This is a genomic window from Microcoleus sp. K4-B3 (genome assembly GCF_036704615.1).
Lineage (GTDB): Bacteria > Cyanobacteriota > Cyanobacteriia > Cyanobacteriales > Microcoleaceae > Microcoleus.
Map to the genome: position 1 here is coordinate 12,957 of NZ_JAUBSF010000001.1, position 14,178 is coordinate 27,134.

Sequence of the window (14,178 nt, forward strand, 5' to 3'; positions counted from 1 at the left end):
TATATATTGTAGTATATGTAATTTGAGCTGGGGGGCGATCGGCAAAACCTCCCATTCGCCGTTAAAAAAATCAGACTTACGCACCAGTGGTCAGAAACCGGGTTTTTTGTGAGAATATTTCGTTACAGTCGGCAAAACCGTAAAAAACCCGGTTTCTTTGGTCTTGATGCGTAAATCCTAAAAGAATAAATAACCGCAATTCCCAGAAACCCGATTTATTTTATAAATCGGGTTTCTTAGCATTTATTCGGGCTTAAATGCTATCTGGATCGATGTTCAATTCGCGCAGTTTGGCGGCTAAACGTTCAGCCCTTTGAGATTCTTGTTCGGCCCTTTGAGATTCTTGTTGTAGGCGCTGGCGATCTAATAACCCCTGTTCTTCTACTTCCGCATAGGAAAGAAACTTTTCGCCATCAGGTCGATAAATTTCTAACCCTTCTTCTGCCAACTCAAACCGCACACCCAATCTCGGACTGATCCATCCCTGCATCGGCTCAATTACTTCTAATATTCCCTCAATTCTTTGCCAACCTTGCAATTCATTTCTTTCGGGATCGTAAAGGTAATATTCCTCAACTCCATGACGCTGGTAAAATGAAAGTTTCTTATTCATTTTGGTTTGGCTGTCGTTGTGGGAACGAATTTCAAAGGCGACTTGAGGAGTGATATTGTCCTCTCGATATTGTATGTAGGAAAGCCGATCGCCCTTTGGCCTCCCAAATACCACCATTACATCGGGCGCTTGAGAAATATCTGTTCTACCCTCAACCGGATACCACAGTAAATCGGCGGCTATAAACACGTTCGGGTCATCTTTCAACAGCGACTCGCAACTTTCTTTGATTGTGACAATTAATTGGTATTGGATTGTGCTATCTGCCATCGGCTGACCGTCGCTGCATGGATAAATAATTTCTTCGGTTATGACTTGCATTGTGGTTGTCTCCGAGAAGTATCTCAGCTTAATTATACTATTTATGATAGTCATCGGGTCGGGGCGGGTTTACGATATTATGGGTTTCAGGCAATTATTGTGGATGAAACCAGCACCTAAATAAATATTTTTTGGTGATCCTTTATCATTGGTAATTGATAATTTTGTGGGGCGGGTTTTACCCACAATCTATTTTTAAAACCAATAATTTCATAAACCCGCCCCCACCCAACGACTCCTAAAATTAGAAAAAATGGCGATCGGCGATCGAATATATCGCTCATTGGCGTTCTAATTTGGTCAATTCTTTCTGGGCAAATTCGCGGAGTTCTTGGTCGGTATCGTTCTGAGCGCGATCGCGCACAAGTTCTAAAGTTTGAGAGCGATGTGGATCGAGTTCAATAATAGCTGCAAGAGCTGTTTGCCGGGGATTATTTGGCCACTGATCCTCGCGATCGAAGGGGTCATTGATAGCAACATCGCACAATAACTCAAATAATTCTGGGTCATCTTTCCACCCCCCTGCTAATTCTTGTACTGCTGCTTGTCGCACAGCCCCACGATCGTCTGATTGAGCCAGTTGTTTGAGAATGGGTAAGGTTTCTGGGTCATCTTTCCACCCCCCTGCTAATTCTTGTACTGCTGTATATCGCACAGCCCAATGATCGTCTGATTGAGCCAGTTGTTTGAGAATGGGTAAGGTTTCTGGGCCATCTTTCCACCCCCGTGCTAATTCTTTTACTGCTGCTTGTCGCACATACCCATCATCGTCTGATTGAGCCAGTTGTTTGAGAATGGGTAAGGTTTCTGGGCTATCTTTCCACCCCCGTGCTATTTCTTGTACTGCTGCTTGTCGCACATGCAAATCATCGTCTGATTGAGCCCGTTGTTTGAGAATGGGTAAGGTTTCTGGGTCATCTTTCCACCCCCGTGCTAATTCTTGTACTGCTGCACGTCGCACCTCCCCATTATCGTCTGATTGAGCCAATTGTTGGAGGAGAGGTAAGGTTTTAGGGTCATCTTTCCACCCACGTGCTAATTCTTTGACTGCTACATATGGCACATCCCCATTATCGTCTGATTGAGCCAGTTGTTTGAGAATAGGTAAGGTTTCTGGGTCATCTTTCCACCCCCGTGCTAATTCTTGTACTGCTGTATATCGCACATGCAAATCATCGTCTGATTGAGCCCGTTGTTTGAGAATGGATAAGGTTTCTGGGTCATCTTTCCATCCCCGTGCTAATTCTTGTACTGCTGCTTGTCGCACATACCCATCATCGTCTGAGTGAGCCAGTTGTTTGAGAATGGGTAAGGTTTCTGGGTCATCTTTCCACCCCCGTGCTATTTCTTGTACTGCTGCTTGTCGCACATGCCAATTATCGTCAGATTGAGCCAGTTGTTTGAGAATGGGTAAAGTTTCTGGGTCATCTTTCCAAGTGGCTGCAATTGCTGCTACTGCTTGTCTGCGAATTTGAAAAACTAGGATGTTATATTCTTGAGGTGTAGAACCAGTGATATTTCCGTATTTAGTTAACTCTTTAACTCGATCACGCAATTGACTAGCAATAACAGCAATATCATTTCTATTCTTGACTTCTGAAACACACTGCGCCGCCAAAAAGAGATTGCTAAACTTGTCTGCTTCCCCATTTTCACCAATCAGATATTCCAGGATGTCACCTGTACATTTAGCTTTTAGCATTCCCGCCATTAAACGCAACACTTCATGCCAAGACTCATCTCGCCAGTGTTCCCGAAAAATTTGAATCAAACCATCTAATTCCAGCGTTCTTTCTTTCTCAAATTGCCCCACCAACTCCCAAGCACAAAAATATTCCAAAAACGTGCGATGGACAAAAGCGAAATAATCCTCATTGTATCCACCCAAGAAGCACAAAATAAAATTGCGCTCCCGCAGTTGCTCTACCATCAACTTAGCACAAACAGTTGGATCAATTCCCATCAACCCGCTCAAAGATTCCGCTATAGTTTGCCGCAAATCATCGCGACTAATAATATTTCCGGCTAATCCTTTCTCACTCGACTGCATTTTGTAGGCAATTCGCCCGCAGATACTTTGTTTGACTTCTTCATCAATTGAATCAGGATCAATTTTGTCATTACTAAGCTCTTCTTTCTCCGCAAAATCCCATTTATGTAGCAGCACTTTTGAGGCTGCTTCATAGAGTTTAGCTCGAAAGCGCGGTAACTTTTGATTGCGATTCATAATTGCCATCATCGTCAGCAACAGCGGATTTCCAGCTAACTCTTGAATCGCCCTCGATTCCCCAATGGCTTTATCCAATCGTTCTAAACTTGCAGCTTTTTTCAAGCGGTCTGTAAACGTCAGTTGGTGCCACTTCTGGATAAAATCTTGAATTTGTTCCGGTTCAAAATCTTGCAGCATGAAGTGATGAAATTCGGCATTTTTTAGCCGTTGCTGCTGGTAGCCAATCACGCGAGAAGTGACAATAACTTTCACCGTTGAATAGGTTTGAGTGAAGTTATGAATTTGGTCAACAATACGATTGCGTTTTTGCACCTCAAAGACTTCATCTAGCCCGTCAAACATGACAACAGCGCGGCCAGCTTGCAGCCATTCGTGCAAAATAGATTTGTTTAAATGCCCGATCCAACTAGAACCGCGCTCCATAAATTCTAGAAAATTATTGCACTCTTTTTCAACTCTACTGCGGTTGTACTTTCGCAATTCAATCAGTAAGTGAATCGGTTGAGATGACAACTGATTGGGAGACAGTTTTGCCCACTGAAGCGCCAGGTATTTTAAGAGCGTAGATTTCCCAGAACCCGGATCGCCGAGAATGACTAAATAAGGGTAATTGACATCATCAATTACTTCCAAAACAGAGCGAGTTTGCTGTTGAGTGTAAGCTTGCTGGTAGCGTTCCAAATCTTCGGGACGGACTTCGGCTGCTATGTCTCCCCGTTCCCGCAATAGCTTTTGAATCTCCTTGGGTAATTCATAATCTTTCGGCAAATATTCCTGACACGATCGCGCATTTTGGGGAATAAATACTTCTTTAACTGTCAGTTGTCGTTCGTATTCTCCCGGCCTAGTAGGTAAATTACCTAAATCCAAATATTCATATTGTTCTCGCAGTCCTTCTTGATAACTTTCTAAGTTAAAATCAGCCGGAATTGGACTACTATCTGTCAAACGTCCCAAGATGCCGTCTAAATTTTGAGCATTCAGAATTTCTCGTAGTTCCGCATTTTGCTGTATAATTAATTTAACGCTTGCCAGATATTTTTCTGCCACTCGTTCCCAATTAAACGCATCGGGGAGCGAAGCAGTTGGTTGCTCCTTAAGTAAATTAGAAGGTACGATCCGAGTCAACGTGGGGAAAATCCGTCGCACCCGATGTTGTAAGGTCAAAGTTTGCCAAGACTGAGCTAAGATAGCAGTATCTAAAACCCGACAATTTGCTTGAAGCGCACTTCCCAAAACTTGGCGCACAGGAGATTGTTTGATAAATTGTTTTAAAGGTTCCAGGTATTGTTTAATTTGTTTTTTATCTAAACCCGATCGCTCTAATTCCTGCTCCAATAATATAGTAAAGCCTTTAATGGCATCGCGAACAGCATTTTGAGCGAAAGGCTGTTTAGCAAGTCCTTCAACATCTTTAATGCAACCTTTAAAAAAATCTTTAACGTAGTCGTCTAAAGCTGCTTTAGCCAATTCCGTCAAAATAGGTTGCACCAACAACCCCAAAATCGCGCTGACTGGTTCTACCATTGCTTTTTTCTCGATTTGTATACTTTAGAAACATTATACCGGGGCTGAAAAGTTTAGCTAGGGGTGAGGATAGGGCAGAGGACACGGCACTGCCGTTTCCCTACTGACAAAATATTCAAAATAGCGAGCAGCGGCGCTTCAAAGCTGCTTGCAAAAGAGTGTTATACAGTTTTTCCTTAACAGTATAAGCTCCGAATCTTTCCAAGTGCGGATTGTTCATTTGAGCGTCGAAAAGTAGATAAGATCGATCGCGCAATCTCTCCACCAACTTCACCATCGCCACCTTAGAACCCTCGGGAATTCGGTAAAACATCGACTCCCCAATAAACGCACCGCCGATCGACAATCCGAGAATACCGCCCGCCAATTCGTCGCCACACCAAGTCTCGAAGCTGTAAGCCCAACCGGCCTCATACAAACCCCAGTAAATCTGTTTGAGTTCCCTAGAAATCCAAGTTGTTTCGCGATCGGCACAACCCTCAACCACCGCCCCAAAATCGCGGTTCACAGCCACCGAAAATCTATTTTGATTGATTTGGCGGCGCAGGGATTTCGGATAGGTAAATCTTTCATCCAGGGGAATCAGCGCCCGCTGCCGGCTCGAATACCACCCCAAACTCTCCTCCCCGTCATTTGCCATCAAGAAGTAGCCTTGGGCATATCCTTGTATAATTGTCGGTATATCATATTGCATATATTTATCAGTTGTCATTTGTCAGTTAACTTTTCAAAGTCAACATTAGCAATTAGGAATAATCATGTCTGAAACCATCGAACCTATTACCTTACCGCCCGCCAAAAACCCCGAACAAGAAGGCCAATGGCTCCAACAAACGCTGCTGGCATGGCTAGACTCCGAGTTTATCCCAGAAGCAGCCAACCAGCAAATAGCTAAAAGAGCTGCCCAAATCTATGTCCGCCAGCGCATGGAAGGGGAAAACGACTTGGGCAGCCTCGTAATTGCGATCGTCACCGAAATGCAGGCTTATGATTTTTCTAAAAGCTTCTACGGCGAATTTGCGATCGCCAATGCCGTCAGCGACTTGTTACTCGAAAGTCTCGGCATCGATAAATGCTGCGGCCAGTGAAGCAAGAAGGAGGAAAATTTAACTCATAAGTCTGAAACAAAAATCAACCCCAAACATAATCCTGCCGATTAATCGTGAGTTTTTTTCTTCTTTCTTCCTTCTTCCTTCTTCCTTCTCCCTTCTTCCTTCTTCCTTCGTGCTACCAGCTAGACTTCACAACACCGGGCAAAAGACCTTCGTGAGCCATTTCTCGCATCATGTTGCGAGACAGTCCGAAGTCACGATAGTAACCTCTGGGCCGTCCAGTTGCCCAGCAGCGGTTCCGCAAGCGAGTCCGCGAACTGCTGCGGGGTAGCTGTTGCAGTTGGCGGTGAATCGCCATTTTGTCCATCTGATTGTTAGCTTGGTCAAACTGGTCTTTCAGGTCTTCCCGCTTGTCGGCGTACTTGTCTACGAGTCTCTGGCGCTTTTTCTCGCGCTCGACCATGCTCTTTTTAGCCATAATCTGTTGATATCCTTAGATAAATCACAATCTACTATTTTACTATATTTTGGTGATTTCGGATGACTTTAGTTTTAAATATTTTTATTTATACACAACAACTGATCTGATTTGTAGAGTGCGTCAGTTCATATTGTGCGATCGACAGTTGCTCTAATTCGAGCTGACGCACCCTAGGAACTACTCCTGGTTCTCGCCAAGAGTTTGTTGTGCAGCGTGTCGAATGTGGAGGATGCGAACTGCGGACACATCTTCACTTTCGGCAATAGTGAAAAGAATGCGGTATGAGTTGCGCCCTTTACCGTAAAGTAATTGCCGAATTTCTTTACTGAAGTATTGATTCTCCCTGGCTATAGGACAGCGTTTTGGCATCGCCGATAAAGACTCGATCGCTTTCAACAATCCCTCATACCACTCCCTTGCTTTCTCTGGTGATGTCATCTGAGATAATAGCAGGAATGCACTATCAGCTTGTGCTTCTGCAACGCTAGAAATTTCAATGATATATGTCATCAATTCGCTGGAAAATTGTACTTGGTGCGCTGTGATTTAGCAAATTCATCAAAAGAACGGAACCGTCCTAACTCAAAATCATTTAACCCCTCCTGAATACCCTCAATAGCTTCTTCAGAGTCTCGGGCTTCCCATTCTAATATCCGAGTTAGCAATTGGGCAGCAACAAGGCTAATATCTTGTCCTTCCCGATCGGCTTTTTCACGAAGTAGTGCCTCTATTTCTGGACTGAGGGAAATCGCAATACTCATATACTTACTTCCTTAGTATTAAGCTGTTGACAAGAATTATAGCAAACTCAAAAAACCAGCGACCGATCGAGTTCATTTATAAACTGTTCATTTCAGCAATTGTAAGGTGCGTCAGATTCTATATTTTAATGCTAGTTGCTAGCCTCGGCACTGACGCACCCTACGAAATATTAGCAGAAGGGCACAAATCTGCAAGTTCGCAAATATTGCAAACCGGATTTCTCGCATTACAAACTGCCCTGCCGTGATAAACCAACCGAATCGACCAATTTTCCCAATCCGGCTGCGGCAACAATATCATCAAATCCCGCTCTATCCTTATAGGATCGGTATGTTCGGTCAATCCCAACCGCTGAGTCAAACGTTTGACGTGAGTATCTACGGTCACGCCCATATTAATACCAAAAGCGTGGGCGAGAACGACATTAGCCGTTTTGCGGGCAACTCCGGGCAATTCTATCAGCAGTTCCATCCGCTGCGGCACTTGATTGTTAAATTTATTGACGATCGCCTGACAAGCACCTTTAATATTTTTAGACTTATTGCGGTAGAAACCAGTCGATCGCACGAGACGTTCCAATTCTTCTAAATCAGCATTTCCCAAAGCAACCGCATCGGGAAAACGCTCAAACAAACCCGGCGTTACCAGATTTACTCGATCGTCCGTACACTGAGCCGAGAGAATCGTCGCCACCAGCAACTGCACGGGAGTTTCGTAGTTGAGAGTACAAGGAGCTTCTGGATAGAGGCGTTTGAGGCGAATCAGAATTTCGAGCGATCGTTGTTTTAAACTTAACTTTTTAGTCATTAGTCATTAGTCATTAGTCATTAGCCATTAGTGATTTACAAAATATTGGGGTCGATTCCCATTGCGCGGAGTCGAGCTTCTAAAGCTTCCGATCGCGATCGTTCTTGTTCCAGCAAAGTTTCTGCTTGTTCGGCTCTTTGTCGTTCTTGTTCGGCCCTTTGCTGTTCTTGTTCAGCTCTTGATTCTGCTTGCTCTCGCAGTTGAGCGAGTTCGACAAAACTTACAAATGGCGCTCCGTTAGGTCCGAATATTTGTAGTGCGGTTTCTGACAGTTGAAACCGCACTCCTAGTCTGGGACTTACCCAACCGTCCGCCGATTCTACAGCTTCTAATTCTTGGTCTCGACGCTGCCATATAGTTAAATCCACTTGTTCAGGGTTGTACAAGTAATATTCTTCCACGCCGTAGCGTTCGTAAAATTTGAATTTTTGAATCATCGGAGTTAGACGGTTTCCCGGCGACAAAATTTCAAACACGACTTGCGGCGGAATGTTATCTTCGTTCCACTGTTGGTAGGAACCTCGATATCTTTTCGGTCTGCCAAAGGCTACCAGCACATCTGGTGCTTGAGCAAGTTTATTATTTCCTTCTACTGGATACCACAGTAAGTTACCCGCCACAAAAACATCAGCAACGCTAGCAAATAAAAGTTCTAAATTTTCTTTAATCCAGACGATTAATCGAAACTGTTCGGTATTATCTGACATGGGTTCTCCGTTGTCATCTGGGTAGACTATTTTTGATTTTTCGGGAGATTGCAGTTGTGTAATCATTGCTTTTTTTACCAAATTTAATGACCGAATATTAGTCATGAGTCAAAATTGCTGTAATGACTGATGACTGTTAATTTTTAACTGTTGACTAATCTTATAGGTTATTAGTGGCAACCAACAAATAATCAATAACCAATAATCAATAATCAATAACCAATAACAACCAACTACTGACTACTGACTACTGACTACTGACTACTGACTACTGACTATTGTTGCCGAAGATTGCCCATCAAATCGAACCCAGCCAAATTAGCTGTATCCCGAATAATCAAGAAAATTCCCAAACCCAGCAACAGCATCAAACCAGTCTGCATAACATTTTCCTGAATGCGGTTCGGCAGAGGCTTGCCCCGCAGTCCTTCTATCAACAGAAAAGCTAGCTGACCGCCGTCTAAAGCAGGTAAAGGCAAGATATTAATCACAGCCAAATTGATGCTAATTAACACAGCATACTGAAACAAACTCGCAGCATCCGATCGCGCAATCCCTGCACCAATCGCCACAATCGCCACAGGCCCGGACAACTTGTCGGCAGTCTGGCTGAAATTGCTAAGTAACTGCCCGAAACCTTGAACCGTCAGCACCACAATCCGCTCAAATTCTTTGGCTGCCTTGCTAAACGCCTCTACAATTCCTGCCCTCTGCCGCACGACTGTGCCGTTAGAAGTTAGCTGCACGCCAATGCGACCTTTGCCGTCGGGCGACTCTTCAGGAGTTACTGTCACCACAAATTTTTGTTCTTGGCGCTGAATTTCCAACGCTAGGGGTTGGTTGGGATGATCTTGGATTGCTGCGACCAATAATTTGATTGCTTCGCGGGAAGCGCCCAATTCCTTGCCGTCAACAGACAGAACAACGTCACCCGATCGAATTCCCGCTTGTTTCGCGGCAGAACTGACTTCCGCGGCGACTTCCGGGACTTTAACTCCCGGTAGGTAGTTCATTTCTGCCGCGCCGACAGTGCCCAATTGCACCACCAGCAGGAAGTAAGCAAAAACTAAGTTGGCAATTACCCCTGCACTAATGACGATCGCCCGATCGAGCACGGGGCGATTTTTGAGCAAATTCGGGTCATTTGGGGGAATTGTACTGTCTGGATCGTCGTCCGGAAAACCCACGAAACCTCCCAGGGGAAAGGCGCGGAGGGCGTATTCAGTTTCCGGGCCTTGGTACTTCCAGAGGATGGGCCCGAAACCGATAGAGAAGCGGTTGACGTGGATGTGTTGAAGTCTCGCCGCCAGGAAGTGGCCGAGTTCGTGAACGACAATCAAGATACCTAAAACTGCGATCGCTGCCAAAACTGACATGAAGGATTCCACTAACACTTTTACTGGACTTTGATTTATTTTAATATCTTTTTAATATCGGTGGCTTCGGAGCGACAATTTTCAGTCAAACTGGAAGGTGGTGTTTTTGTCGGAAGTCCCGGGCGCTGCGATCGAACCGATGCTGCCAAACCGATCGCGCGATCGTACCTGAGTTTACCTCTAAAACCAATTCCCTATTACAAATTATCCATTACCAATTCTCAGTTACCCATTTCCAATTATGAAAGACACTTCTTTGAATATTATCGCTATTTCTATCTTTGCCATCACCGTTTCAATATTGTTGGGGCCCCTATTCAACTTGCCAGAAGCCGTACCTGCGATCGCCACTTTTTGCCTGTTGGGGCTAGCTACTCTCGACAGTTTCCAGTGGCAAGGTCAAGGCGGTACAATTTTATTAGATTGGCTGGGGGGAAGTTCCAAACAAAAGCGCGATCGTATCCTTCACCATGAAGCCGGACACTTCCTAGTCGCGCACCTGTTGGGAATTCCCGTAACCAGCTACGCCCTCAGCGCTTGGGAAGCATTTAAACAAGGTCAAACAGCCCAAGGCGGCGTCCGATTTGAAGACGAACAATTAGCATCTCAACTCCAAAGCGGTACTCTTTCCGCCCAACTTTTAGACCAATACTGCACCGTGTGGATGGCCGGCATAGTCGCCGAAAAATTTGTTTACGGCAGCGCACAAGGAGGAGCAGAAGACCGTACAAAAATCAGCGCAATTTTAACACAACTGCGCCGTCCCAGTTCCGAAATTCAACTCAAACAAAACTGGGGTTCGCTGCGAGCAAAAAACCTCATTGAAAGCCACCAATCAGCTTACGAAGCCCTAGTCGCAGGAATGGAAGAAAGAGCAACCGTCGCCGAATGCTGCGACATTATCCAGCAAAATTTGTAGGAGAAAGATTACGCACTCTTGCCTGATCGACCCGGTGTCTTTGTATATTTGTTACTAAAACCCAGATTTTGCGTAGAAACCGGCTTTAAGAGCGTAAATTTTATAGGGATTAAAAATTCATGTCAGAACCCAAAAATTTTGCAACAACACTCCAAACAGCGAACCCAAATCCAGAAAAATTGCTGTGGCTGTTCGGTTTCCGCATTGACCCCGACACCGAAGTACCGAATCTATATACTCTAATTGTCTATGGAGAACAAGAGCCGCCTTTAGTAGCCGGCGGTCAACTTGTATTTTTTAGCCGTCCAGAATTAGCGATTAACGCTCTCCAATTGTGCGATATCGATGTCAGCGAACTGGAAAAGTTACCAACACAAATAGACGCTATTTGTGACATAGCAGAAACGCTTTACTTGCTCGATGCCGAAGATTTTGACGAGTCAGCTACTATCCTCAACTGTTTGAACCCGCTTTTAGATTTAGTGAAAGCTACTTTAATACCGATGCCAACTGAATACAAGCGCATACTTTATCATTTTGCAGACCATTTGAATATTGAGGAAGAGTTTGCAAGTTTTTTAGATGAAGAAGATATTCAGCGATCGGAGATTGTCAATGCTATTTTGTGGTGTGTGGGAGCAATTACAGCAAAATCTAGATTGTTGACCCAGTAATTTAAGAAAAACTAGAATGTGAATCGATAATAGATAATACCGCAAAAGGAAATTGTGCCATGACTGTAACAGATGTACGCTTGTGGACTGTAGGCGAATACCGCCGCATGACCGAAACTGGCATTCTCAATCCCGATGAACGAGTCGAATTAATTGACGGGCAAATTATTTCAATGAGTGCAAAAAATCCTCCCCACGCAGCAACTAATCTCTGTGCAGCGGACTATCTGAGAAATCTGCTGACAGGATTTGCTTTAATTCGCATCCAAGACCCGATCGCTCTAAGCTATAATTCAGAACCAGAACCCGATATTGCTGTAGTGCAAATCGACCCTCGGCTGTACCAAGATTTTCATCCCGCACCCGACAATATTTTATTATTAATAGAAATAGCTGACACGACTTTAGAAACAGACCGCAGGCGGAAAGCACCGGCGTATGCTAAGGCGGGAATTACTGATTATTGGATACTGGATGTTAACACGCGGCAAGTTTATGTTTTTCGCGAACCGGGCGAGGCAAACTACGGACAAGAAACAGTATTTAATGAAGATGATGTTTTGTTGTCAATGCTGGCTTTTCGAGAAATAGAAGTTCAGATTTCGCAACTGTTTCCTTAAGTAGCGGCAGGTTTTACCAAAAATAATTGCCTCAGACAAATAATCTGGTAAACCCGCCCCCACTAACCTATCAATTACCAATTACCCAATTATCAATTACCAAATCTTCAGGGTCGTCCCGATCGCTACAAAAAACTTAGTATTAGGGCGTAGCGTGAGTTATACTCCTACTGGAAAGACTGTGACTGCAAAAACATCCCGAAATCAAAGTTTATGAGCAACACTTCCCCGCCTCAACCAGCCGCCAACAATCCCGCAACACAAAAACTCAGTTTCTCAACAAAATTAGCTTACGGTGCCGGCGACCTCGGCCCGGCAATTACCGCGAATGTGTTGGCATTTTACCTGCTAGTTTTCTTTACCAATGTCGCTGGTTTACCTGCCGGCTTAGCCAGCAATATTTTGGTAGTTGGCAAGGTTTGGGATGCCATAAACGACCCGATTGTGGGGGTTTTGAGCGATCGCACTTCTCACCCTTGGGGCCGCCGATATCCTTGGATAATATATGGTGGCATTCCCTTCGGCATATTCTTCTTATTGCAGTGGATTGTACCTAGCACGGATCACACAGTGTTATTTTGGTACTATGTTGCGATCAGCATTTTGTTCAACACTGCCTACACGGCTGTCAATCTTCCCTACACTGCCCTAACTCCAGAACTTACTCAAGACTACAACGAACGCACTAGCCTTAATAGTTTTCGGTTTGCTTTCTCAATTGGCGGCAGCATCTTTTCATTAATCTTAGCTCTAATTATCTTTGCTGTATTTGAAAAGAACCCGAATCAACAATATTTAGTATTAGGTGCAATCTGTGCAGTTATCTCTGTCTTGCCTTTGTACTGGTGCGTTTTGGGAACTCGCAAGCACGTCGCAGCCCAACTATTAGAAAACGCAGAACTAGATAATTCTACATCCTTGCCACTGAAAGAACAGTTGCAGATTGCATTTAGCAATCGCCCTTTTTTGTACGTGATTGGAATTTATCTTTTTTCTTGGCTGGGAGTGCAGTTGACTGCTACTATTATCCCCTACTTTGTTGTTAACTGGATGCAACAGCCACAGTACGTTTTTAGCTTGGTGGCGATCGCAGTTCAAGGCACTGCATTAATCATGCTATTTGTTTGGAGTAAAGTCAGCGAGAGATACGGCAAAAAAGCCGTATATTTTATGGGCATGAGTTTGTGGATTATTGCCCAAGCTGGACTATTTTTCCTCCAACCAGGACAAGTATTGCAGATGTACCTGCTAGCAGTCATGGCAGGTGTAGGAGTTTCCACAGCTTATCTAATACCTTGGTCGATGATACCGGATGTGATCGAACTCGACGAACTGCAAACAGGAGAAAGACGCGAAGGCGTTTTCTATTCGTTTATGGTACTGCTGCAAAAAATCGGATTGGCAGGGGGTTTGTGGTTGGTAGGCCAAGCGTTAGAAAGAGCTGGATTTCTATCTACAGTTCCCGGACAGCCAGCACCCGTACAGCCAGAGTCTGCACTGTTTGCGATTCGAGTTGCGATCGGGCCGCTGCCGACAATTGCTTTAATTGCTGGCATGATTCTCACATATTTTTATCCGATTACTCGCGAAGTTCATGCAGAAATTTTGTTGAAACTCCGAGAAAAAAAAGCAGACAAGCAGTAAGCTTTAATCAGTAATGGGTAATTAGTCAAATCCCAAACTAACAACTACAAACAGCTAATCCGGGCATCTATAACAATCCTCCCATCACTGGCGAACTCTTTCTCTTCTCCTCTATTCTCTTCTTTTACGGATTTGTCATCAGCCTCTTTCATCGATTCCTTCAAAAAAAAAACCGTGGCGCGTTTCGCGAAAGGATTGCTATAGCTTACTCGCATGGCGAATCTAGCAACCGCGCCCGACGGTTAGGAAGTTTTTAATTACTGAAATTCTTGCTTTTATTCGTTCTCGCTTCTTTTTTCAACATCCATCGGTTACATCTGTTAAATCCCAAGAAATCTAATCCGTTGCCGAATTTCCTTCTTCCTTATGCTAGAAAAGCGATAGTTTTAGTAATAGCCCAGGAACCCAGAAACCTAGTTTTTCTCCTAAAAAACATAAAATTGCG

At 44.3% G+C, this 14,178-nt stretch carries 14 protein-coding genes; 5 read left to right on the forward strand and 9 right to left on the reverse strand.

Annotated features, from left to right (window positions below):
* Positions 1-253 precede the first annotated feature (253 nt).
* The 3 genes from QUA78_RS00075 to aat form a co-directional block, all read right to left on the reverse strand.
* Entirely contained in the window at positions 254-934 is a 681-nt protein-coding gene (locus QUA78_RS00075; protein WP_333299608.1) for a Uma2 family endonuclease, read from the reverse strand.
* 280 nt (positions 935-1,214) lie between these two features.
* A complete protein-coding gene (locus QUA78_RS00080) occupies positions 1,215-4,691 on the reverse strand; it encodes a HEAT repeat domain-containing protein (protein WP_333398488.1) in 3,477 nt (1,158 codons plus the stop codon).
* A gap of 115 nt (positions 4,692-4,806) precedes the next feature.
* Positions 4,807-5,403 carry a leucyl/phenylalanyl-tRNA--protein transferase gene (gene aat / locus QUA78_RS00085; protein WP_445301573.1) on the reverse strand — a complete coding sequence of 199 codons (597 nt, stop codon included), beginning with the start codon at positions 5,401-5,403 and terminating at the stop codon, positions 4,807-4,809.
* A gap of 46 nt (positions 5,404-5,449) precedes the next feature.
* Between aat and QUA78_RS00090 the strand changes: the two genes are divergently transcribed.
* Positions 5,450-5,779: a hypothetical protein gene (locus tag QUA78_RS00090; protein ID WP_006633845.1), complete on the forward strand. Its 330-nt coding sequence runs from the start codon at positions 5,450-5,452 to the stop codon at positions 5,777-5,779.
* Between the two features lie 139 nt (positions 5,780-5,918).
* Here QUA78_RS00090 and rpsN read toward each other — a convergent pair whose 3' ends face one another.
* From rpsN to rseP, 6 genes are all read right to left on the reverse strand, one after another.
* Complete coding sequence (gene rpsN, locus QUA78_RS00095) at positions 5,919-6,221, reverse strand: 30S ribosomal protein S14 (protein ID WP_006633844.1); 303 nt, start codon at positions 6,219-6,221, stop codon at positions 5,919-5,921.
* Positions 6,222-6,401: 180 nt separating this feature from the next.
* Positions 6,402-6,734: a type II toxin-antitoxin system RelE/ParE family toxin gene (locus QUA78_RS00100; RefSeq protein ID WP_333299611.1), complete on the reverse strand. Its 333-nt coding sequence runs from the start codon at positions 6,732-6,734 to the stop codon at positions 6,402-6,404.
* Positions 6,734-6,985 (reverse strand): hypothetical protein, encoded by a 252-nt coding sequence (locus tag QUA78_RS00105; protein WP_172188151.1) that lies wholly within the window; start codon positions 6,983-6,985, stop codon positions 6,734-6,736. Before QUA78_RS00105 ends, QUA78_RS00100 begins: the two co-directional genes overlap by 1 nt.
* A 160-nt stretch (positions 6,986-7,145) precedes the next feature.
* Positions 7,146-7,793, reverse strand: a complete 648-nt coding sequence (gene nth / locus QUA78_RS00110) for an endonuclease III (RefSeq protein WP_333299612.1) — start codon at positions 7,791-7,793, stop codon at positions 7,146-7,148.
* 35 nt (positions 7,794-7,828) lie between these two features.
* Positions 7,829-8,566, reverse strand: a complete 738-nt coding sequence (locus tag QUA78_RS00115) for a Uma2 family endonuclease (protein WP_333299701.1) — start codon at positions 8,564-8,566, stop codon at positions 7,829-7,831.
* 209 nt (positions 8,567-8,775) lie between these two features.
* A complete protein-coding gene (gene rseP / locus QUA78_RS00120) occupies positions 8,776-9,876 on the reverse strand; it encodes an RIP metalloprotease RseP (RefSeq protein ID WP_333299613.1) in 1,101 nt (366 codons plus the stop codon).
* Positions 9,877-10,117: 241 nt separating this feature from the next.
* Between rseP and QUA78_RS00125 the strand changes: the two genes are divergently transcribed.
* The 4 genes from QUA78_RS00125 (at position 10,118) to QUA78_RS00140 (ending at position 13,733) form a co-directional block, all read left to right on the forward strand.
* Positions 10,118-10,795, forward strand: a complete 678-nt coding sequence (locus QUA78_RS00125; RefSeq protein ID WP_333299614.1) for an ATP-dependent Zn protease — start codon at positions 10,118-10,120, stop codon at positions 10,793-10,795.
* Positions 10,796-10,914: 119 nt separating this feature from the next.
* The gene (locus QUA78_RS00130) at positions 10,915-11,469 is read left to right on the forward strand and encodes a hypothetical protein (RefSeq protein ID WP_333299615.1); all 555 of its coding nucleotides are present in this window, start codon (positions 10,915-10,917) and stop codon (positions 11,467-11,469) included.
* 59 nt (positions 11,470-11,528) lie between these two features.
* Positions 11,529-12,089: a Uma2 family endonuclease gene (locus tag QUA78_RS00135; RefSeq protein ID WP_333299616.1), complete on the forward strand. Its 561-nt coding sequence runs from the start codon at positions 11,529-11,531 to the stop codon at positions 12,087-12,089.
* A 213-nt stretch (positions 12,090-12,302) separates the two neighbouring features.
* Positions 12,303-13,733: an MFS transporter gene (locus tag QUA78_RS00140; RefSeq protein ID WP_333299617.1), complete on the forward strand. Its 1,431-nt coding sequence runs from the start codon at positions 12,303-12,305 to the stop codon at positions 13,731-13,733.
* Positions 13,734-14,178: the final 445 nt, after the last annotated feature.

Coding starts and splice junctions, on each gene's coding strand:
- QUA78_RS00135 (WP_333299616.1), top strand. CDS start 11,529: ATGACTGTAACAGATGTACGCTTGTGGACTGTAGGCGAATACCGCCGC.
- rpsN (WP_006633844.1), bottom strand. CDS start 6,221: ATGGCTAAAAAGAGCATGGTCGAGCGCGAGAAAAAGCGCCAGAGACTC.
- QUA78_RS00075 (WP_333299608.1), bottom strand. CDS start 934: ATGCAAGTCATAACCGAAGAAATTATTTATCCATGCAGCGACGGTCAG.
- nth (WP_333299612.1), bottom strand. CDS start 7,793: ATGACTAAAAAGTTAAGTTTAAAACAACGATCGCTCGAAATTCTGATT.
- QUA78_RS00090 (WP_006633845.1), top strand. CDS start 5,450: ATGTCTGAAACCATCGAACCTATTACCTTACCGCCCGCCAAAAACCCC.
- QUA78_RS00125 (WP_333299614.1), top strand. CDS start 10,118: ATGAAAGACACTTCTTTGAATATTATCGCTATTTCTATCTTTGCCATC.
- QUA78_RS00105 (WP_172188151.1), bottom strand. CDS start 6,985: ATGAGTATTGCGATTTCCCTCAGTCCAGAAATAGAGGCACTACTTCGT.
- rseP (WP_333299613.1), bottom strand. CDS start 9,876: ATGTCAGTTTTGGCAGCGATCGCAGTTTTAGGTATCTTGATTGTCGTT.
- QUA78_RS00100 (WP_333299611.1), bottom strand. CDS start 6,734: ATGACATATATCATTGAAATTTCTAGCGTTGCAGAAGCACAAGCTGAT.
- QUA78_RS00080 (WP_333398488.1), bottom strand. CDS start 4,691: ATGGTAGAACCAGTCAGCGCGATTTTGGGGTTGTTGGTGCAACCTATT.
- QUA78_RS00115 (WP_333299701.1), bottom strand. CDS start 8,566: ATGATTACACAACTGCAATCTCCCGAAAAATCAAAAATAGTCTACCCA.
- QUA78_RS00140 (WP_333299617.1), top strand. CDS start 12,303: ATGAGCAACACTTCCCCGCCTCAACCAGCCGCCAACAATCCCGCAACA.
- aat (WP_445301573.1), bottom strand. CDS start 5,403: ATGACAACTGATAAATATATGCAATATGATATACCGACAATTATACAA.
- QUA78_RS00130 (WP_333299615.1), top strand. CDS start 10,915: ATGTCAGAACCCAAAAATTTTGCAACAACACTCCAAACAGCGAACCCA.